The 20,800-nt window shown below is 71.5% G+C and carries 13 protein-coding genes; 6 read left to right on the forward strand and 7 right to left on the reverse strand.

What is annotated here, in order from left to right; genetic code table 11:
* Nucleotides 1–573: 573 nt before the first annotated feature.
* From QOZ89_RS37360 to glgB, 4 genes are all read left to right on the forward strand, one after another.
* Nucleotides 574–2,559: an alpha-1,4-glucan--maltose-1-phosphate maltosyltransferase gene (locus QOZ89_RS37360; protein WP_312628671.1), complete on the forward strand. Its 1,986-nt coding sequence runs from the start codon at nucleotides 574–576 to the stop codon at nucleotides 2,557–2,559.
* Complete coding sequence (gene treS / locus QOZ89_RS37365; RefSeq protein WP_397428916.1) at nucleotides 2,556–4,271, forward strand: maltose alpha-D-glucosyltransferase; 1,716 nt, start codon at nucleotides 2,556–2,558, stop codon at nucleotides 4,269–4,271. The genes QOZ89_RS37360 and treS overlap by 4 nt, the downstream gene beginning before the upstream one ends.
* Nucleotides 4,272–4,951: 680 nt before the next feature.
* Nucleotides 4,952–6,463: a maltokinase N-terminal cap-like domain-containing protein gene (locus tag QOZ89_RS37370; RefSeq protein ID WP_397428917.1), complete on the forward strand. Its 1,512-nt coding sequence runs from the start codon at nucleotides 4,952–4,954 to the stop codon at nucleotides 6,461–6,463.
* Nucleotides 6,464–6,611: 148 nt separating this feature from the next.
* Nucleotides 6,612–9,044 carry a 1,4-alpha-glucan branching protein GlgB gene (glgB, locus tag QOZ89_RS37375; RefSeq protein WP_312628675.1) on the forward strand — a complete coding sequence of 811 codons (2,433 nt, stop codon included), beginning with the start codon at nucleotides 6,612–6,614 and terminating at the stop codon, nucleotides 9,042–9,044.
* 698 nt (nucleotides 9,045–9,742) lie between these two features.
* Here glgB and QOZ89_RS37380 read toward each other — a convergent pair.
* Both QOZ89_RS37380 and QOZ89_RS37385 read right to left on the reverse strand, forming a co-directional pair.
* Nucleotides 9,743–10,777 (reverse strand): tetratricopeptide repeat protein, encoded by a 1,035-nt coding sequence (locus QOZ89_RS37380; RefSeq protein ID WP_083418995.1) that lies wholly within the window; start codon nucleotides 10,775–10,777, stop codon nucleotides 9,743–9,745.
* 182 nt (nucleotides 10,778–10,959) lie between these two features.
* Entirely contained in the window at nucleotides 10,960–11,253 is a 294-nt protein-coding gene (locus QOZ89_RS37385; RefSeq protein ID WP_071050177.1) for an MTH1187 family thiamine-binding protein, read from the reverse strand.
* A 603-nt stretch (nucleotides 11,254–11,856) separates the two neighbouring features.
* Here QOZ89_RS37385 and QOZ89_RS37390 point away from each other — a divergent pair.
* Entirely contained in the window at nucleotides 11,857–13,398 is a 1,542-nt protein-coding gene (locus tag QOZ89_RS37390) for an ATP-binding response regulator (protein ID WP_083418989.1), read from the forward strand.
* Nucleotides 13,399–13,685: 287 nt separating this feature from the next.
* Here the strand turns inward: QOZ89_RS37390 and QOZ89_RS37395 are convergent, their stop codons facing one another.
* The 5 genes from QOZ89_RS37395 to QOZ89_RS37415 form a co-directional block, all read right to left on the reverse strand.
* Complete coding sequence (locus QOZ89_RS37395) at nucleotides 13,686–14,135, reverse strand: cupin domain-containing protein (protein ID WP_071050176.1); 450 nt, start codon at nucleotides 14,133–14,135, stop codon at nucleotides 13,686–13,688.
* Nucleotides 14,132–15,196 carry a methylmalonyl Co-A mutase-associated GTPase MeaB gene (gene meaB / locus QOZ89_RS37400; RefSeq protein ID WP_312628685.1) on the reverse strand — a complete coding sequence of 355 codons (1,065 nt, stop codon included), beginning with the start codon at nucleotides 15,194–15,196 and terminating at the stop codon, nucleotides 14,132–14,134. The genes QOZ89_RS37395 and meaB overlap by 4 nt, the downstream gene beginning before the upstream one ends.
* Before the next feature lie 17 nt (nucleotides 15,197–15,213).
* Entirely contained in the window at nucleotides 15,214–16,404 is a 1,191-nt protein-coding gene (locus QOZ89_RS37405) for an acetyl-CoA C-acetyltransferase (protein ID WP_071050174.1), read from the reverse strand.
* A gap of 396 nt (nucleotides 16,405–16,800) precedes the next feature.
* A complete protein-coding gene (locus QOZ89_RS37410) occupies nucleotides 16,801–17,793 on the reverse strand; it encodes an FG-GAP repeat domain-containing protein (protein WP_071050173.1) in 993 nt (330 codons plus the stop codon).
* Nucleotides 17,790–18,347 carry a SigE family RNA polymerase sigma factor gene (locus tag QOZ89_RS37415; protein ID WP_071050172.1) on the reverse strand — a complete coding sequence of 186 codons (558 nt, stop codon included), beginning with the start codon at nucleotides 18,345–18,347 and terminating at the stop codon, nucleotides 17,790–17,792. Before QOZ89_RS37415 ends, QOZ89_RS37410 begins: the two co-directional genes overlap by 4 nt.
* 402 nt (nucleotides 18,348–18,749) lie before the next feature.
* On the opposite strand from QOZ89_RS37415, the gene ccrA reads away from it, so the two are divergent.
* Nucleotides 18,750–20,099 carry a crotonyl-CoA carboxylase/reductase gene (gene ccrA / locus QOZ89_RS37420; RefSeq protein WP_071050171.1) on the forward strand — a complete coding sequence of 450 codons (1,350 nt, stop codon included), beginning with the start codon at nucleotides 18,750–18,752 and terminating at the stop codon, nucleotides 20,097–20,099.
* The last annotated feature ends 701 nt before the right edge of the window (nucleotides 20,100–20,800 follow it).

The raw sequence follows: 20,800 nt of genomic DNA on the forward strand, positions 1-20,800 counted from the left end.
GCGACGCGTGGTGGGGGCTGGCGCGTGCTGCGGCTTTGGGTTGGTGACGTCACGGCGACGAGCAACCGAGCTGGCGCGGAGGCGCGCCTCCGCGGAGGCCCTCCTACGAGCGAAGCGATGTAGGGGGGCCGCAGCGGAGGTCGCCGGAGCGCACGTTCGCGGAGGAGGACGGCGCGCGGAGGTCCCGTGGGAGCGAAGCGAGTACGGGGCCGGAGCGCGCCGCCCGCACGGAGCGAACCAATGTCACAGCCCGAACGTGCCATGGAAACGGGCGATTTCGCGTCCGTCGGTCCACCACGGTCGGTCGGCGGGACACCGCGGTGGACGGCGTCGGCACGGCCGGTGCCCGAGCCGGTGCGCATCTGGCGGCGGATTACGTGGTTTCGTCGGCCCAACCTGGGAACATCGACCACGGGCCGACCGACCCCTTGGCGCGGACGCACCCAGGGTACGCCCTCCCGGCCCACAACTTGGGGCATCCGGTGGTCTCACTGAGTTCACGTTGGGGTGTCGCCATTTGCCATCTGGGAGGCGGATCATTGGGGCGTGGTTCGCCTGGATAAGGTCGATGTGATGATCGGACGTTCAGTAGGCCGGGTCGTCATCTCCGACGTCACCCCGGCCGTCTCGTGTGGCCGTTGGCCCTCGCGCGCGGTGATCGGCGAAACCATCACCGTGGGCGCTACCGTGTTTCGGGAAGGTCACGACCTCATCGGGGTGAACGCGGTGCTGTCAGGCCCAGACGGGCTTGGCGCACCGTTCACCCGGATGCGGCTGGTCGCGGCCGGAACCGATCGTTATGAAGCCGATCTCACAGTAACCGCGCAGGGCCTGTGGGGCTTCCGGATCGAGGCGTGGGCGGATCCCCTCGCGACCTGGGTGCACGGCATCGAGCTGAAGGTGGGCGCGGGACAGACCACCGACGAGCTTGCCGTCGACTTCGAGGACGGCGCGCGCCTGCTGTTGCGCGCGCTGCCCGGGGTGCCCGAGAGCGAGCGGGCGGCGGTGGCGCGCGCCGCCGCCGCGCTGCGCGACGACTCCGTCGACGATCCCTTCGCGCGCATCACCCCCGCGTGCGACCCGGAGCTCACCGACCTGCTGGCCCGCTACCCGATGCGGGAGCTGGTGACCCGCTCACCGCTGCAGCGGGTCTGGGTCGACCGCGAGCGCGCGCTCTACGGGAGCTGGTACGAGCTCTTCCCCCGGTCCGAGGGCGCGTCCCTGGACCCGCCCCGCTCGGGCACCTTCCTCACCGCGGCGGAACGGCTGCCCGCGATCGCCGAGCTGGGCTTCGACGTCGTCTACCTGCCGCCGATCCACCCGATCGGCGAGGTGAACCGCAAGGGCCCGAACAACACCCTCGTCCCCAGCCCCGATGACCCGGGCTCGCCCTGGGCGATTGGCAGCGAGCACGGCGGCCACGACGCCGTGCACCCCGACCTGGGAACACTCGAGGACTTCGACCAGTTCGTCGCGCGGGCCCGCTCGCTGGGCATGGAGGTCGCGCTGGACCTGGCACTCCAGTGCGCTCCCGACCACCCGTGGGCCAAGCGGCACCCAGAATGGTTCACGGTGCGTTCCGACGGTTCGATCGCGTACGCCGAGAACCCGCCGAAGAAGTACCAGGACATATATCCGCTGAACTTCGACACGGACCCCGCGGGCATCTACCGGGAGGTCCTGCGAGTGGTCCGCCACTGGACCGCGCACGGTGTTCGCATATTCCGGGTGGACAACCCGCACACGAAGCCGGTGGAGTTCTGGGAGTGGCTCATCCGCGAGGTGAAGGCGACGGAGCCGGACGTGCTCTTCCTCGCGGAGGCTTTCACCCGGCCGGCCATGATGCACACGCTGGCGAAGGTGGGATTCACCCAGTCGTACACCTATTTCACCTGGCGCAATGCGAAGTGGGAGCTCGAGGAGTATGCTCGCGAGCTCGTCGAGGGCGCGCACTACATGCGGCCCAACTTCTTCGTGAACACCCCGGACATCCTGAGCGAGTACCTGCAGCACGGCGGCCAGGCGGCGTTCCGGATCCGCGCGGCGCTGGCGGCGACGCTCTCCCCGACCTGGGGCGTGTACGCGGGGTACGAGCTCTACGAGCGCGTGCCGGTACGCCCGGGCAGCGAGGAGTACCTCGACTCGGAGAAGTACCAGTACCGCCCGCGCGACTGGGCCGCGGCCGAACGTAGCGGGGCGTCGCTCGCGCCCTACCTGCGCAGGCTCAACGCCGTCCGGCGCGCCCACCCGGCACTGCACTGGCTGAGCAACCTGCACCTCCACCATGCGGATGGCGACGAGATCATCGCGTACTCGAAGCGGTCCGGAACCGGACCGGACGCCGACGTCGTCATCGTCATCGTCAACCTTGACCCGCATGCGGCCCGGGAGACAACAGTGCGACTTGACATGCCCGCCCTCGGTCTCGAGTGGTGGGACACCTTCGACGTCCGGGACGAGATCACTGGCGCCACCTACACGTGGGGCAAGGAGAACTACGTCCGGCTCGACCCGTTCGTCGAGCCAGCGCATGTGCTGACGTTGGCGCGGCGCTCGTGACTGGCGACGGGGGGCCGGGGGCCGGGCCGGAGACCGGAGCCGAGCCGCTGCTCGGCGACCGGCTTTCCAGCGACCCGCTCTGGTACAAGCGGGCGGTCTTCTACGAGGTGCTGATCCGGGGCTTCGCCGACTCCAACGGCGACGGCACCGGCGACATCCGCGGACTGATCAGCAAGCTGGACTACCTGCAGTGGCTCGGCGTCGACTGCCTGTGGCTGCTGCCCATCTACGAGTCGCCCCTGAAGGACGGCGGCTACGACATCTCCGACTACTTCCAGATCCTGCCCGAGTTCGGGGACCTGGGGGACTTCGTCGAGCTGGTCGACCAGGCACACAGGCGGGGTATCCGGATCATCGCCGACCTGGTGCTGAACCACACGTCCGACCAGCACCCCTGGTTCCAGGCGTCGCGGTCGGACCCGGCGGGCCCGTACGGCGACTTCTATGTCTGGTCGGACACGGACGACCGCTACCCGGACGCCCGGATCATCTTCGTCGACACGGAGAAGTCCAACTGGACGTGGGACCCGGTGCGCGGCCAGTACTACTGGCACCGGTTCTTCTCCCACCAGCCGGACCTGAACTTCGACAACCCCGACGTCCAGGACGCCATGCTGGAGGTCCTGCGCTTCTGGCTGGATCTCGGGATCGACGGGTTCCGCCTCGACGCGGTGCCCTACCTCTACGTCCAGGACGGCAGCAACGGCGAGAACCTGCCGGAGACCCACGAGTACCTGCGGCGGGTCCGCAAGGAGATCGACGCCAAGTACGCCGACCGGGTCATGCTCGCCGAGGCGAACCAGTGGCCGTCGGACGTCGTGCAGTACTTCGGCAACGACGACGAGTGCCACATGGCGTTCCACTTCCCGCTGATGCCGCGCATCTTCATGGCGGTGCGCCGGGAGTCGCGCTACCCGATCTCCGAGATCCTCGCGCAGACGCCGGCTATCCCGCCGAACTGCCAGTGGGGCATCTTCCTGCGCAACCACGACGAGCTCACCCTTGAGATGGTGACCGACGAGGAGCGCGACTACATGTACACCGAGTACGCAAAAGACCCGCGCATGAAGGCGAACATCGGCATTCGCCGCCGGCTCGCCCCGCTGCTGGACAACAGCCGCGACCAGATGGAGCTGTTCACCTCGCTGCTGCTGTCGCTACCCGGTTCCCCGGTGATCTACTACGGCGACGAGATCGGCATGGGCGACAACATCTACCTGGGTGACCGGGACGGTGTGCGCACCCCGATGCAGTGGTCGCCGGACCGCAACGGCGGCTTCTCCACCGCCGACCCGGCACGGCTCTACCTGCCGCCGATCATGGACCCGGTCTACGGCTACCAGGGCCTGAACGTCGAGGCGGGGACGCGGCTGTCGACGTCATTCCTGTCCTGGACGAAGCGGATGATCGAGGTGCGCAAACGGCACCAGGTCTTCGGCCTCGGCGCTTTCGAGGAACTGGCCGCGTCGAACCCGTCCGTGTTCGCCTATGTGCGTACCCTCGGCGACGACCGGGTGCTGTGCGTCGCGAACCTCTCCCGGTTCGCCCAGCCGGTGGAGCTGGACCTGCGGCGATTCGAGGGAATGGTTCCGGTGGAGTTGCTCGGCCGGGTGCATTTCCCCCCGATCGGCGAGCTGCCCTACCTGCTCACCCTGCCCGGCCACGGCCACTACTGGTTCGCCCTCACGACGGCCGGGGAATTCACCCCCTGAACGAGGGGTACGAAGCACCCTGTCCGCCGGGCACCGCGCGTCCGATGGTTCCAGCAGAGGGCTGTCGTCGTGGGAAGCGCCTGGGTCTGGTTGAGTCAGCGCCAGGTTCGCGCGGCGACTGCCTACGGTTGGGCACCGTTTGCCATCCCCGCGAAAATCAGTTGAACAAGTGCTGTCTCCCGGGCGGCATGTCCGTTAGGTTGACAGACAGGCAGTACGCCCGTTCCGGTGCGGCCCACCGCGGCCGCTGGCGAAGGCCGGCTTCATGGTGGGCGCCGCATATGTTCGCCGAAGGCGATCCCGTCCGCCCAGGGCGGCTGCCGGCCACTGACGTCAAGCTCGAACTTCAGCCGGACCGCTGGGGGCAGCCGGAGCGGCCGCCGCAAGGTCGCCGGTCTTGGTCGGCCTCTCGGGGGAACCACTGAACTGAACAGTGCTTACATCCGATGCACGCGGGGAGTACCTCCTCCGTCGATCCGCCCACTCTGACCCCGGTTCGCTCGGGTTCACCCGGTCGGTGGGGGATCACGGACCCGCGGGACCGGCGAAGCCGATCCCGCGGGAACCCGGCCCGCGGCTCCGGGGACGACGGCTCTCCGGCTGTGCGACCAACCTGCCACTGGGTCGCACCGCTCCTGGACCTGTGACATCGCGTAGGCCTCCGGCAGTGCGGCGAAAACATGATCGCATTGCCTCCGGCCAAAGGGAGGTCGACCGTGCGAGACCACTCCGAGCTCGGGTCTCTGCTGACAGACTGGCTACCCAAACAGCGCTGGTTCGCGGGCAAGGGCCGCCCCGGCGCGCGACTGGAGATCCGCCAGGACGTCGGGGTCTCCGACCTGCTACGCCATCTGGTCGTCGAGGTCCGTTATGACGACGGCGGGCCGGCCGACAACTACCAGGTCCCGCTGGTGATCCGGCCCGACGCGCCGCACGGGCACTCCGGCTTCCTGCTGGGTGAGGCATCGAGCGGGCTGGTCTACGACGGGCTGCACGACCCGGACGGCAGTGCCGCCCTGCTCGACTTCCTCGCCGCCCAGCGCAGCCGGGACGGGCTGGCCGCGCATGCCGTGACGCCGCTGGCCGAGCTGCCGGCGCACTCCGTCGGCGCCGAGCAGTCCAACACGTCGATCATCTATGGCGAGGCGTACATCCTGAAGGTGTTCCGCCGGCTCTGGCCTGGTGTGAACCCCGACCTCGAGGTGACCAGGGCGCTGGCCGACGCGGGCAGCCCGCACGTCGCCCGCCCGCTCGCCTGGCTCGACGGGCGCCTCTCCGGACCCGCCTCCGCAACCTCGGCGACCGAGGCGACCGAGGACGACGCGGCCGCCGCCGAGGCGGCAGCCGCGGGCATCGAGACCGCCGGCGGCGACCCGGACGGGCCGACCACGTTCGCGTTCATGCAGGAGTACCTGCGAAGCGGCACCGAGGGCTGGAAGCTCGCGCAGACGAGCGTGCGGGACCTCTACGCCGAGGGCGACCTACACGCCGACGAGGTGGGCGGTGACTTCGCCGGCGAGTCCGAGCGGCTGGGCCATGCCACCGCGGAGGTACACACGCTGCTCGCCCGCTGCTTCCCCACCGTCCCCGTCGACCGCGCGACGCTGCGCGCGACAGCCAGCCAACTGCATTCCCGGCTCGACGTGGCGCTGGCCGGCGTTCCGCGGCTCGCCCCTTACGAGGCCGGCGCCCGCGCCGCCTTCGAGGCGCTGGCCACCGAGACCTCGGCGCCACCGTTCCAGCGGGTCCACGGCGACCTGCACCTGGGCCAGGCGCTGCGCACCGACAGCGGCTGGGTGCTGTTCGACTTCGAGGGTGAGCCCGCCCGGCCGGTGCCGGAACGGCGCCGGCTGGCCTCACCGCTACGCGACATCGCGGGCATGCTCCGCTCGTTCGACTACGCGGCCCAGTCAATGCTGCTGGAGCGCCAGGGCGAGGAGGGGCTCGGCTATCGCGCCCGCGAGTGGGCCGACCGCAACCAGGGAGCCTTCCTCGCCGGCTACCAGGCCGGCAGCGGTCTCGACCTGGCGGCGTTCGAGGTCGCGCTGCGCGCCTTCGAACTCGACAAGGCCGTCTACGAGGTGCTGTACGAGGCGCGGCACCGGCCGGCCTGGATAGAGATCCCACTCGGGGCGGTGCGCCGCCTCACCTCGCTGCGCCCGCCGCTGGCGACGGGATCGGCCGCGGTATGAGGCCCGCGCGGCCTCGCGTGGCGACCCCGTTCCGGGGGCATACCACGTGAAACCGCCAGGGGACGGGGCCGGCAGGCCCGGTCGCGCGGCCCTCGGCCGCCGCGGCGAGAAATTTGGTGACGCAAGCCGGACAAGCTTGGGAGAAGCAGTGATCGACACCGACGACGGTCGCCCCAGGCCATCGGCCGCCGGCCCGGCCCGCGAGATGGTGGGCGCCACGGCCGGGCAGCCCGCGAGCTCAGACGGAGCGGCCGGACGGTCGCCGGCCGCCGAGGGCCGCCCGCCGGCCTCCGCCGCGCCGGCTGTCCTCGCCCCGCGGCCCGATGTTGACCTGCCCCGCGCCGACCTCGACCGGCTGGTCAACGGGCGCCACCATGACCCGCACGGGGTCCTGGGCGCCCACCAGGCCGGTGACTGGACCATCGTGCGGGCCCTGCGCCCGGACGCGGTGGGCGTCGCCGTGGTCGTTGGCGAGGAGCGGTACGAGGCGACCCGGCTGCACAGCGGCGGTGTCTTCGCCGTCGCCGTCCCCTGGGGCCAGGTGCCGAACTACCGGCTGGAGGTCGGCTACCCCGACGGGCGCTACCTCGTCGACGATCCCTACCGGTACCTGCCGACGGTCGGCGAGATCGACCTGCATCTGATCGCCGAAGGCCGCCATGAGCGGCTGTGGACCGTCCTGGGCGCGCACGTGCGCCGCTACGCCGCCGAGGACGGCCGGGTGGTCAGCGGGATCAGCTTCGCTGTCTGGGCGCCCAACGCGCGCGGCGTGCGGGTGGTCGGCGACTTCGACTTCTGGGATGGCCGAGCCTTCCCGATGCGCTCGCTGGGCCACACCGGCATCTGGGAGCTGTTCGTGCCCGGCATCGACACCGGCACCCGCTACAAGTACGAGATCCTCGGTTTCGACGGGGTCTGGCGGCAGAAGGCCGACCCGATGGCCATGCACACCGAGACCCCGCCGGCGACCGCCAGCGTGGTGTACGAATCCGACTACTCCTGGTCGGACGAGGCGTGGATGGCCGAACGCGCCGGCACGCTCTGGCACGCGGCGCCTGTGTCCGTCTACGAGGTGCATCTGGGCTCGTGGCGCCGTGGTCTGTCCTACCGCCAGCTGGCCACCGAGCTGGTCGACTACATCAAGGAAACCGGGTTCACCCACGTCCAGTTCCTGCCGGTCGCCGAGCACCCGTTCGGCGGCTCCTGGGGCTACCAGGTCTCCGCGTACTACGCGCCGACCTCCCGGTTCGGCAGCCCCGACGACTTCCGCTACCTGGTGGACGCGCTACACCAGGCCGGCATCGGGGTGCTCGTCGACTGGGTGCCCGCGCACTTCCCGCGGGACAACTGGGCCCTCGGCCGGTTCGACGGCACGCCGCTGTACGAGCACGGCGACCCGCGCCGCGGCGAGCACCCGGACTGGGGCACCTTCGTCTTCGACTTCGGCCGCTCCGAGGTACGCAACTTCCTGGTCGCGAACGCCCTGTACTGGTTCGAGGAGTTCCACATCGACGGCCTGCGGGTGGATGCCGTCGCCTCGATGCTCTACCTCGACTACTCCCGCCCAGAGGGCCAATGGGTGCCGAACATCCACGGCGGCCGGGAGAACCTGGACGCGGTGGCATTCCTGCAGGAGGTCAACGCGACGGTCTACCGCAAGGCGCCCGGCGCGATGATGATCGCCGAGGAGTCCACGTCCTGGCCCGGCGTGACCCGCCCGACCCACCTCGGCGGCCTCGGCTTCGGGTTCAAATGGAACATGGGCTGGATGCACGACACGCTCGACTACATGACCAAGGCGCCCATCTACCGGATGTACCACCACAACCAGGTCACGTTCTCGATGGTCTACGCCTACTCCGAGAACTACATGCTGCCGTTCAGTCATGACGAGGTCGTGCACGGCAAGGGCTCGCTGCTCGGCAAGATGCCCGGCGACCGCTGGCAGCAGCTGGCGAACCTGCGCGCGCTCTATGCCTACATGTGGGCACATCCCGGCAAGCAGCTGCTGTTCATGGGCAGCGAGTTCGCCCAGGAGCGGGAATGGGACGAGTCGACAACGCTCGACTGGTACCGCCTCGACGACCCGGGCCACCGCGGCGTCTCCCGCCTGGTCACCGACCTCAACCGCGCCTACCGCGCCACGCCGGCGCTGTGGACCCGCGACAACGAGCCGAGCGGCTTCGGCTGGATCGACGCCAACGACGCCGAGAACAACGTCCTGTCGTTCCTTCGCCTCGGCGACCAGCCCGTGACCGGCCACCCGAACTCCCATGGGGCACCCCCGCGCCCCGAGGCCGCCGCGACCGAGCCCGCGGCCGCCGGCCACGGGCCGACGATGCTCGCCTGCGTCACGAACTTCTCCGGTGCACCGCACTACGGCTACCGGCTCGGCCTGCCCCGCGCCGGGCGCTGGCGGGAGGTCCTGAACACCGACGCCAGCGGCTACGGCGGCGCCGGCCAGGGCAACCTCGGCGCGGTGTATGCCTCCGACGAGCCTCACCACGGCCAGCCCGCCTCGGCCCCACTCACCCTCCCGGCTCTGGCGACCATCTGGTTCGCATACGAGGGTGAGGAGTAGGGGTATTTCTGGTCCGCTCCGGAACAAGCCTCGGGCCGGTCGGGAAGGTTGTTGCTGGTTCGCTCCGTCCGGGCACGGCCCTCCGGCAGCCCGCTCGCCTGGCGGCTCGCGGGCTACCTCCGGGCCGTGTCCTCCTGCGCTCACGGGCGCTCCGGCGACCTCGCTGCGGCCCAACCACGTTCGCTTCGCTCCGTGGCCGGGCCTCCGCGAGGCGCGCCTCCGCGCCCAGCACGGTCACCCGCCGCTGAACGTCACCCGTCCGAAGCAGACCCATCCGTAGGGCCACTTCGCTTCGCTCGTGGGGACGTCCCCGGAGGCGCGACCACGAGCGCAGCGAAATGGTCCCGCCCGGCGTGCGGCTTCGGCTTCGTGACGTGCGACAGAACGCAACCGCGCTGGGCGCGGAGGCGCGCCTCGCGGAGGCCCTCCTACGAGCGAAGCGACGTAGGGGGGCCGCAGCGAGGTCGCCGCAGCGCCCGTGAGCGCAGGAGGACGGCGCGCGGAGGTCCCGTGGGAGCGAAGCGAGTACGGGACCGGAGCGCTCCGTCCGGACGGAGCGAACCAAAAACAACCTTCCCGCCCAACCCCGCCCAACTACGACTACAACCCCAGCAACAACCTTCCCGTCCAACCCCGGCCGACCCCAACCCCGACCCACGTCCGCCAACCATCCCGGCTGGGGCGGAGCCGCGAACCAGCTAGAACAAAGCCGCTGCCAGGGCTCGCCTGGCCGGGGCCACTGCCGGGTCCGCGTCGCCGAGGGCCTGGAACAGGCCGACGAGGTGAGCACGAGCCTTCTCGCGCTCATCGCCCGAGGCGCGCCGGACGAACGCGACCAGCTGGCCGAACGCCTCCTCGACCTGCCCCTGCGCGATCCTCAGGTCGGCGGCGGCGAGAGCCGCGTCGACATCGTCGGGGTTGGCGGCGACCCGGCGCAGCACGTCCGCGGGGTCCAGCCCGCCGACCCGCTCAAGCAGGGTCACCCGGGCGAGACCGAGGGTCGCCTCCGGGTCGGCCGGCGCCTCGGCGAGGCGGGCGCGAAACGCCGCGGCCGCCGCCGGCAGGTCGCCGCGCTCAAGTGCCTCGTCGGCGGCGGCCAGATTCGGGTCGCCCGCGGGGCCCGCGGCACCCGGCTCGCCGCCGAGCGCCTCCGCGACGAGGGCCAGCAGCTGGTCCAGCCAGCCGCGTACCTCCCGCTCCGGCAGCGCCCCGGTGAACTCACCGATGATGCGGCCGCCGACGACGGCCTTCACCGCCGGGATGCCCTGGACGCCGGCGGCCTGCGCGAGGCCGGGGTTGGCGTCCACGTCGATCCTGGCGAGCACCCACCGCCCGCCGTCCGCCTCGGCCAGGCGCTCCAGCACCGGGCTGAGCTGCTTGCACGGGCCGCACCACGACGCCCAGAAGTCCAGCACCACCGGCACCTGCATCGACCGGTTGACGACCTCCTGGGCGAAGGTCGCCTCGGTGACGTCGATGACCATCGGCCCGCCGGGCGCCCCACCCCCCGGGGCACCGGGAGGAGGCGCGCCGGCCGCGGCCTGGCGGGCCGCCGCCGGTGGTGGCGATGGTGGCGATGCCGGCTTCGGGTCGAGCGGCACCGCGCCAGCCAGCCGCAGCCCACCGAGCCGGTCCGGGAGCGGGCCGGCCTGGGCACGCGAGGGCTGGGCACGCGAGGGCTGTGCGCCTGGCGGGCGTCCGGGGACAGGAGGCCTACGTTGCATACCTACCATCGTGACATCTCCCACGGCACGTTGGCCGCGGCGCCCGCGAGAGTTTTCTCCGCGTCCAGCCGGCCATCGCCCGCTGGCCAGGCCCGCGCCGTCGCCCACGGCGGCCGGGCGCCGCACAAAATGATCACTAACCCGGCCCCCGGGAACGAACTCACCCGCGCCGCGACGACGCCGGGCCGCGGTCAGGGCTCCAGATAGTGCTCGACGGTTGCCACCTTGGCATGAAGCGCGTCGACGGTGCCAGGGCGGATGTCCGCCTTGAGGACAAGGCTCACCCGCCCGGCGCGGGCGGCGACCGCCGCCGTCGCCCTGCGCACGACGTCCATGACCTCGTCCCACTCCCCCTCGATCGTCGTGAACATCGAGGTGGTCTCGTTCGGCAGGCCACTGGCCCGCACCACCCGGACGGCCTCGGCCACCAAGGCGCCGACATCCTCGCCCGCACCGATCGGGGTCACGCTGAACGCCACAAGCATGGTCTCGGCTTACCACGTCCGCGTCGCGGCCGATCCCGCTCCCGCCGGTTCCGCCCTGTCCGGCCCGCCGGTCCGGCGGCCGCCTCGGCTCCGCGAGGTCTCCAGGAGGCCGGCCGGGAGTTCGGCGATCAGAGAAGTCCGCCGCGAGGTCGGAGACCGGCTACCTGGCGGGCGCCCAACGTTTCGGCTCGCGCCGAGGCTCCGACCAGCCAGTCGGCGGGGGCGGAGGGCCGACCACATAGCGGGAACTACGATACGTACCCACAACCGGCCGCCTCGCCGTCATCGGGCACGCTTCGAACACGCGTGGCGGCGGACACGATCCAGCACGTGACGTAAGCGCCAAGCCCGGCCGGCAGCGGTAACGAATGGTCGCGCTGCGGTCCACGATGAAGCTACGGCCGGCCTTGCTACGCAAACCCGCCACAACGCCGGATGACGGCACGCCCTACTATTGGCCGCCGTGGGACGGACACAGGCAGCGCTGACCCGCCGAGGGGTCTCGGCGGGCACTGCCGTGTCCCTCCGTCCAGCCACACCACACCGTCGCGGTCGGTCCGAAGGGATCTCGCGCCACGGGCAGCCCAACGGGATGTGGTCCAGGTGAGCACCCGCACGTTGTTGGACGCGTTGAACGACCTCGTGGTTGTAGTCGGCACCGACGGCCGGCTCCTCGATGTCGGCGCGGCCGCACGCGCCTTCCTCGGCGACCGGCTGGCCGGGGTCACCTGCCTACGCGAGCTCGCCGGCGTCGTCGAGCCCTCAGCCGAGGCGGCCCCCGACGCGGTGCTGGACACGCTGACGCACACGGGCGAGTGGCGCGGCTCGGCCAACCTGCTCGACATGGCCGGCAACCCGGCACCGTTCGACGTCACGATCCGGGCCGACCGGGCCGGCTGGGTGGTCTTCGTGGCCAGGGAAACCACCGACCGACAGGCTCGGGCCGCGGCCGAGCGGGACTCCCGGGCCAAGGACGAGTTCATGGCCCGGCTGGGACACGAGCTGCGCACCCCGCTGAACGCCATGCTCGGTTTCGCCCAGCTGCTCGAGCTCGAGCAGCTGCCCGACGGCGTGCTCGACGACGTCCAGCGGATCATCACTGGCGGCCGGCACATGCAGGCGATCATCGACGACGTGCTGGACCTCGCCCGGCTGCGCGCCGGCCGCGGCGACATCACCAAGGCGCCGGTCAACGTCCTCGACATCGTCGAGGGCGTCGTCGAGCTGGTCGAGCCGCTCGCCCAGCGGCGCGGCATCCGCCGGGTCATCGACCCCGCCGAGCCGCTGGTCGCCGACGCCGACCGGCGCCGCCTCTGGCAGGTGCTGCTCAACCTGCTCGGCAACGCGATCAAGTACGGGCGCGACGGCGGCACGGTCCGGGTCGGCATCGTCCCGGTCACCGGCGGCCGGCTGCGCATCGAGGTCGAGGACGACGGGCAGGGCCTCCCCCAGGAGGCGATGAGCCGGCTCTTCCGCCCCTTCGAGCGGCTCGGCGCCGAGCACTCTCGGATCGAGGGCAGCGGGCTCGGGCTCGCCCTCTCGCACGCACTGGTCACGGCGATGGGCGGCGTGCTGACCGCCGCCAGCCGCCACGGCGTCGGCAGCGTCTTCGCCGTGGTGCTCGACGCCGTCGACGTCCGCTACCCGCACCCGGACCCCGACCTGGACATGTTCCCGCCGGGCATCGGCGGCCGGGTCCCCACCGACGCCGGCATGCGCGTGGTCCACATAAGCGGCGACCCGGCGATGCGCGCCCAGGTGAGCCAGACGCTCACCCGCACCTTCGCGGCGGACACCGTCAGCGTGCCGCGCGGCGTGCTGGCGCTCGACGCCGTCCACCGCGCGCGGCCCGACCTCATCATGATCGACCAGCAGCTCCCCGACACCACCGCCGCCGAGCTGCTCGCCCATCTCGCGGTCGACCCGACGGCCGGCGCGATCCCGACCGTCGTGCTGTCGGCCGCCGACGACCCGGTCGAGGTCCTGCGGCTGCGCCAGGCCGGCGCCCGCGACGTCGTTCCCTCCCCGATGGACACCGGCGCCCTCGTCATCGCGGTCAAGGGCGCCGCGGGCACCGCCACGGTTCCGGCGCTGGGGCACCAACCGGTCGCCCCCCACCACCCGGCCGCCCGGCGCCCCGCCTGAGGCCGTCCCGTGCCGGGCGCTCCGCGCCCGGCACCGGGCGCGGCCGTCGGGCGCGGAGCCCGACCTCCCAGCAGACCTCCCAGATCGCTCCGCGATCCGGCAGGGACCCCGGCTTCGCGATCCGGCAGGAACCCTGCTCCCTACGTGGTTTCGGGCCGGCGTGTATGGCGGTGGTCGGGCTTGTTCGAGGGCTGACGAGATGGCTGAGTCAGCACAGCGCTGATGCGCCGTCACCGGTCGAGTCGGTCGCTCCCCGAGGCCCGGCCGCCGATCTCCGTGCTTGCCACTCAGGCTGGTTGTGGCCCTCTGTGGAGCTCGAAGTCGGCGAAGTCGAACCCGGGGGCCACGACACAGCCGACGAGGACGGCCTCCCCGGCCACGGGCTGGGCCGTCTGCCAGTGGCCGGCCGGAACGACCGCCTGGAGGGCGTCACCGGCGGCCGGATCGGGGCCCAGGACGACCCGTTCCGCGGGGACGGGATCGGGGCCCGAGCCGCCAAGGGTGAGGACAAGACGGCCGCCGCCCTGCCAGAGCCAGATCTCCGCGGAGGCGACCCGGTGCCAGGCGGACACCTCGCCCGGCTGGAGCAGGAACAGGATCGAGGTGGCGACCGCGCGGGTACCGCCATGCGCGGGGATCTCGTCGGGGCTCGCCCAGGTGCGCCGGTACCAGCCGCCTTCCGGGTGCGGAGCCAGCCCCAGCGTGTCGATCAGTGGATGACGGCCGATCGCGCTCACCGCTCCGTTCCGCCCGTGAGAGTGGCAAGGAGGTGGTCGGCGGCGGTCCAGGGGTCCAGGCGGCCGGCGACGACCTCCTGGGCGAGGGTGCCCAGGTCCCGCGTGCCGCGGGGATCACCGAAGCGGGCGCGCAGCGCCCCCAGAGCGATCTGCTCGATCTCGTCCGCCGCGCGCCGCTCGCGCCGACGGGTCAGCTCGCCGGTGGCCGCGAGCCAGCCGCGGTGGGCGGTGATGGCCTCGACCACCTCGGGAACGCCGCTCCCGTCGGCGGCGACGGTGCGCACCACCCGCGGGACCCAGTGGCCCGCGTCCCGCGCGGGCACGGGCGCGGCACCGCGGCCACGGCCACCGTTCCCGGCGGCCCGGGAAAGCGCGACCATGTTCTTCAGGTCGCGGTAGGTGTCGTCGGCACCGGGACGGTCGGCCTTGTTGACGACCAGGACGTCGGCGATCTCCAGAATGCCGGCCTTGGCCGCCTGGATGCCGTCGCCCATCCCGGGCGCCAGCAGGACCAGCGTGGTGTCGGCCAGCGAGGCGATGTCAACCTCGGCCTGGCCGACACCCACCGTCTCGATGAGCACGACGTCGTAGCCGGCCGCGTCGAGCACCCGCAGTACCTGCGGCGTCGCCCAGGACAGGCCGCCGAGATGACCGCGGGAGGCGAGCGAGCGGATGTAGACGCCCGGGTCGGTCGTGTGCGCCGTCATCCGCACCCGGTCGCCGAGCAGCGCGCCACCGGTGAACGGCGACGACGGGTCGACGGCCAACACCCCGACCCGCCGGCCGGCCCCCCGGAAGGCGGCCACCAGCGCCGACGTGGACGTCGACTTGCCGACCCCGGGCGAGCCTGTGATGCCGACGACCTCGGCACGCGCCGTCCGCGGCGCTAGCAGCCGCGAGATCTCCCGCAGCCACGGCGAGCTGTCCTCGACCAGCGAGATCAGCCGGGCGACCGCGCGCGGCGACCGGTCCTCGACCGCCGCGGCGACCAGCTCTGCCGGGCTCCCGTACGGCGCCGGCCTACCGGCGGCCGGCCCGGGCGTGTCCAACCTGGACGTCACCTGGGAACGAGGCCGGGTCAGGAAGCCGCCGGCACCCGCAGGATCAGCGCGTCGCCCTGGCCACCGCCGCCGCACAGCCCGGCCGCGCCGATGCCCCCGCCGCGGCGACGAAGCTCCAGCGCCAGCGTCAGGGCGATGCGTGCGCCGGACATGCCGACCGGGTGGCCGAGCGCGATCGCGCCACCGTTGACGTTGGTGACCTCGGAGGTGATGCCCAGCTCACGCATCGACTGGATGCCGACCGAGGCGAACGCCTCGTTGATCTCATACAGGTCGACGTCGGCCGGGGTGAGGCCCTCCTTCGCGAGCGCCGTCCTGATGGCGTTCGCCGGCTGCGACTGCAGAGAGGTGTCCGGGCCGGCGACGAAACCGTGGTGACCGATCTCGGCGAGGATGGGCAGGCCCAGCTCCTCGGCCTTCGCCCTGCTCATCACGACGACGGCGCAGGAACCGTCGGAGATCTGCGAGGACGAACCGGCGGTGATCGTGCCGTTCTTGTCGAACGCCGGGCGCAGCTTCGCGAGCGTCTCGGCGGTGGTGTCGCCACGCACGCCCTCGTCGTCCTTGACGATGATCGGGTCGCCCCTGCGCTGCGGCACCTCGACCGGGACGATCTCCTCGTCGAACAGGCCGTTCTTGGCGGCGGCCGCGGCGCGCTGGTGCGACAGCGCGGAGAACTCGTCCTGCTCGGCGCGGCTGATGTTCAGCGGCACGTTGTAGCGCTCGGTGGACACACCCATGCCGACCTGGTCGAGGGCGCAGGTCAGCGCGTCGTGCTCGGTGGCGTCGACCAGCGGCGCGGTGCCGTAACGGATCCCGGCGCGGCCGTTCAGCAGCATGTGCGGGGTGTTCGTCATCGACTCCATGCCGCCGGCGACGACGACGTCGTACTCGCCGCTGGAGACGTAGGTGTCGGCGAGCGCGATCGCGTCCAGGCCGGACAGGCACACCTTGTTGATCGTGATCGACGGCACGCTCAGCGGTATACCGGCCTTGGCCGCCGCCTGGCGCGCGGTCATCTGGCCGGAGCCGGCCTGGATGACCTGACCGAAGATGACGTACTGGACGGCGTCGCCCGCGATACCGGCCCGTTCGAGCGCGCCCTTGATCGCGATCCCGCCCAGCTCGGTCGCGGAGAAGCCCTTGAGCGCCCCGGAGAGCTTGCCGACCGGGGTCCGCGCTCCGGCCACGATGACCGAACCAGGCATGGCTGCCTCCTGGAGAGAACGATGGGAGGGAGGGAAAACTTTGTTCGCTGTGCTTGAAACCATAACGTGATCTTGGCCGACGTGCCGGCGGAGCGTGGCCAGCGACACCCTCGCCGGTCCCGACACCACCGCCTGCCCGGCCCGGCCGTGCGGGCCGCCACCGGTCCCAGCGCAACGTGCCCGTCCTAGCGTCAACGACCTGAGCGCTCCGCGCCATCCCGTTCCTGCTATCGCGCTGCCCGACGGGCGGGTTACCGGGTTACCGAAACGCCCGTCGCCAACCGGCCACCTCGCCAGCCAGGAACAAGCACCAGCCACGGGCATATACGTCAACGCCGGGCTCAGGCGGGCCGGGCGCGCCGGCGTCCGACGGTGGCGGCGCTCAGCGCCCCCACCTCAGCTGGACCAGCTACCGCAGCGGGCGGCGAAGGACGGGGTCGCGGAGGCGGCGGGCAGGGTGCTCCTCAACGGCGTACCCACCTTGGTCAGCCCGTCCATCGTCGCGGCGATGGTGGTCGTCGTGACGTCGTAGTTCGCGCCGCCGTCCGTCGACGTGCCGACGACCAGCTGGATGCCGCTGGCCGAGCAGCTGAACCCGGTGCCCGTGGTCGTGGACCCGGTCGAGATGGTGCCGGTGGTGACCGGCTGCGCCGCGGTGTCGTCCAGCTCGGAGATCTGGTCGAGCGCCATGAAACGCAGCACCGCGAACTGGTTGACGCCGCCCGAGGACCCGGTCTGCACGACCAGTTCGGAGAAGCCGTCTCCGTCGAGGTCAAAGCCGGCCCACTTGGTGGCCGTCGCCCCGTCCCGCAGGGTCACCGTCGCGGTCTCGCCACGGCTCAGGGCCACCTCGACGGTGGCGCCGGCCAGCCGGACCGTGTCGGCCTTGCCGTCGCCGTCGACATCACCGGCGATGGCCGGGCGGCCGCCGGTCAGGGGCGGCCGGGTCGGGCTGTTTTCGTCGGGCCCGGTGCTGCTGGGGGTCGTCGGGCGCGTCGACATCGGGTTGACGGGCGGAGTGAGGACCGGCAGCGTCGCGGACTGGCTTGGGTCGGGCGTGGACGAGCCGCGGGGGGTGGTGCCCGTGCCGCTCGTCCCGACGCTGGGGTCGGACTGCGCGGCGGTCCCCGGCGTCAGGCTCAGGCGAGACGCAGGTTCCACGACCTGGGACGAGGGCGACGGCCGCATCAGGAGCACGGTCAGCACGACCAGCCCGGCGAGCACGGCGCCACCGGCCGCAAGTAGCGGTATCCGAAAGCGTCCTCGCCGCTCGACGCCGGCCCGGATCCGCTGATAGGCCTCCGGCGACGGCCGGACCGGGTCGACGGCGGCATGCAGCAGCCTGCTCAGTTCCTCGGGGCTGAGCTGGGACTGCTCCGAGCCGTTCACCGTAGGTCCGCCAGCTTGGTCGACAGGGCGGCCAGCCCCCGGGACGTGTAGGCCTTGACCGAGCCCACGCTGCACCCCATCACGGCGGCGGCGGCGGCCTCGGACATGTCCGCGTAGTAACGCAGGACGACGGCCTCCCGTTGCCGGCGGGGCAGCTCCCGCAGCGCCTGTATGACCGCGGCCCGTTCGACCAGAGAGTAGGCCCCCTCCTCCGCGCTGGCGGCGTCGGGCATCGGCTTGGGTGCGTGCTTCAGCGCGACGAGGCGGCGCCGCAGCGTCGACCGGGCGAGGTTGACGACGGTCTGGCGAAGGTAGGCGAGCGCCTTGTCCTTGTCCTGGAGGCGTCCCCAGGCGGCATGGACGCGGATGTAGGCGTCCTGGACGACCTCCTCGCAGAGGCCGATGTCGTCGAGCAGCAGGGCGGCGAGGCGGACGAGGGAACGGTAGTGCTCCGAGTACAGGGCGGTGAGAGCTTGGTCGGCGTCCCTGGCGACGGCGCTACGGGCGGCGTCGCTCCGCGCAGGCACGGGTCGCCACCCTTCCACCAAGGTCATGGGCGCGGTCACGACATCTCTGACGCTGACCGTGCCGTATGGGTTGTCTCCACCGTTCTACCGCTTTGCGCCCAAGGGAGACAGGCTTCTCCAGGAAGCCGTGCTTGTCGGCCGTTGGACCCTGCCCGGTCGGTGCTTCCAGGCGGCCCGAGAGTGGGTCCGCGCGCCCTGGTCCCCAGTAGTGGCGGCCGGTCTCCACCGTTCGACGCCTCCGGCTCCGACCAGGTCGAACGCGCGGACCAGCACCGGGTCGGTGCCGATGGCGGGGGCCGCGGGCCGGCGTGGGCGACCGGGTGTCGCCGGCCACAGCCGCACGCGGACGTCGCCCTTCCGCGCGACCGAGCGGGCTCAATCGATGACACTTGCGATGTCGCTCGCTCGCCCGACTGCCGGAGGTAGACCGTGAAGGACATCCTCGACGCCATCCTCGCCGAGGCAGCCCCAGCCGAGACCCGGGAGAAGGAGTTCAGCGCGCTGCCCGTTCCCGAGTCGTACCGGGGCATGGTCGTCCGCAAGGACGAGACGGGCATGTTCGAGGGCATGGCGTCCCGCGACAAGGACCCCCGCCGGTCGCTGCACCTCGACGAGGTGGCCACGCCCGAGCTCGGGCCAGGCGAGGCGCTGGTGGCGGTAATGGCGTCGTCGATCAACTACAACACGGTGTGGACGTCGATCTTCGAGCCGCTGTCGACGTTCGGCTTCCTGGAGCGCTACGGCCGCACGTCGCCACTGGCGAAGCGGCACGACCAGCCCTACCACGTGGTCGGCTCGGACCTGGCCGGCGTGGTCCTGCGCACCGGCGCTGGGGTGCACGCCTGGAAGCCGGGCGACGAGGTCGTCGCGCACTGCCTGTCGGTCGAGTTGGAGCGGCCCGAGGGGCACGACGACACCATGCTCGACCCGGAGCAGCGGATCTGGGGGTTCGAGACGAACTTCGGCGGCCTCGCCGAGCTCGCGCTGGTGAAGGCCAACCAGCTGATGCCGAAGCCCGACCATCTGACCTGGGAGGAGGCGGCGAGCCCCGGGCTGGTGAACTCGACGGCCTACCGCCAGCTCGTATCCCGCAACGGGGCGGCGATGAAGCAGGGCGACGTCGTTCTGATCTGGGGCGCCTCTGGCGGGCTGGGCTCGTATGCCACTCAGATGGCGTTGAACGGCGGCGCGATCCCGGTCTGCGTCGTGTCGTCGCCCAAGAAGGCCGACATCTGCCGCTCACTCGGCGCGGAGCTGGTCATCGACCGTGCCGCCGAGGGCTACCGATTCTGGCGCGACGAGCAGACGCAGGACCCGAAGGAGTGGCAGCGTTTCGGTAAGCGGATCCGTGAGCTCACCGGCGGCGAGGATCCCGACATCGTGTTGGAGCACCCGGGCCGCGAGACGTTCGGCGCCTCGGTCTACGTCACCCGGCGAGGTGGCCAGATCGTCACGTGCGCCTCGACCAGCGGATTCATGCACAGCTATGACAACCGTTACCTGTGGATGAACCTCAAGCGCATAATCGGCTCACATTTTGCGAACTACCGGGAGGCCTGGGAGGCAAACCGGCTCATCGCGCGCGGACTGATCCACCCCACCTTGTCTCGGGTCTACCCGCTGGCGCAGACGGGGCAGGCGGCGTACGACGTGCACCGCAATGCCCACCAGGGCAAGGTCGGCGTGCTCTGCCTGTCCCCCCGCGAGGGCCTCGGCGTCCGCGACCAGGCCGTGCGCGACCGTCACCTGACCGCAATCAACCGCTTCCGCGGCGTCTGAGGCGTCCGGGCGCTGAACGCGCCGGCCTGCCTTTCGGACGCTGAGCGTCCTCCCTGCGTGGTGTTGGGCACAGGCGTATAGCCGTGGCTGGCGTGGTGCTGGGTTGAGGACGTGGCTGAGTTGGTGCTGCGCTGAAGGCGCCGTCACCGGCGGTGGCTAGGCCGTTTGGACAAGCGACCGGAACAGGGCACACCCGCCAAGCCGCTTGACGATCAGATCCGTGGATGCCCGAGCGTCTGAACAGCTTCCGCGACCAGCACCGAACGTGATGGCCGACCCGACCGCGGCCGGACGCTGAAGTTGCGGACAGACATCGAACTGGTGGGAAGGTCCGACCCGCTGGTCTGGCTACCGGGCTCCGGCCGGGCGTCAGATGCGCCGACAGATCGCGCAAGCAGGCATATATAGGTACAAACGGCATCTAACCGGCATACCGGGTGCGGAGGATCAGCCCGTCGGCGGCGTTAGGGAGTGGCCCCTCGAGCCGGCGCGATCCGAACACGACGTGTAACAGGCAGACATCTCAGCGGATGCGCGGGCCGGCGCCGACTGGCGGGAATGTCTGCCCGCCGCGTCACGACCAGCACCGAAAGCAGACGCGGAAGGTGCCGCCGGAGCGACGGAAAGCGCGCTTCCGGCGGGTCCCGGCGAAGGGGTAGGGGCCATGCGCGCGGTGGAAGGGGGGGCGGTAAGGTGGCGGC

Origin of the sequence: Pseudofrankia coriaricola, from assembly GCF_032027725.1 — a bacterium.
Taxonomy (GTDB): Bacteria; Actinomycetota; Actinomycetes; order Frankiales; family Frankiaceae; genus Pseudofrankia.

What these genes read in the sequence shown, in the direction of transcription:
- QOZ89_RS37360 (WP_312628671.1), top strand. Translation starts at nt 574, where the DNA reads ATGATCGGACGTTCAGTAGGCCGGGTCGTCATCTCCGACGTCACCCCG.
- QOZ89_RS37415 (WP_071050172.1), bottom strand. Translation starts at nt 18,347, where the DNA reads ATGACCTTGGTGGAAGGGTGGCGACCCGTGCCTGCGCGGAGCGACGCC.
- QOZ89_RS37370 (WP_397428917.1), top strand. Translation starts at nt 4,952, where the DNA reads ATGATCGCATTGCCTCCGGCCAAAGGGAGGTCGACCGTGCGAGACCAC.
- QOZ89_RS37385 (WP_071050177.1), bottom strand. Translation starts at nt 11,253, where the DNA reads ATGCTTGTGGCGTTCAGCGTGACCCCGATCGGTGCGGGCGAGGATGTC.
- QOZ89_RS37405 (WP_071050174.1), bottom strand. Translation starts at nt 16,404, where the DNA reads ATGCCTGGTTCGGTCATCGTGGCCGGAGCGCGGACCCCGGTCGGCAAG.
- QOZ89_RS37380 (WP_083418995.1), bottom strand. Translation starts at nt 10,777, where the DNA reads ATGGTAGGTATGCAACGTAGGCCTCCTGTCCCCGGACGCCCGCCAGGC.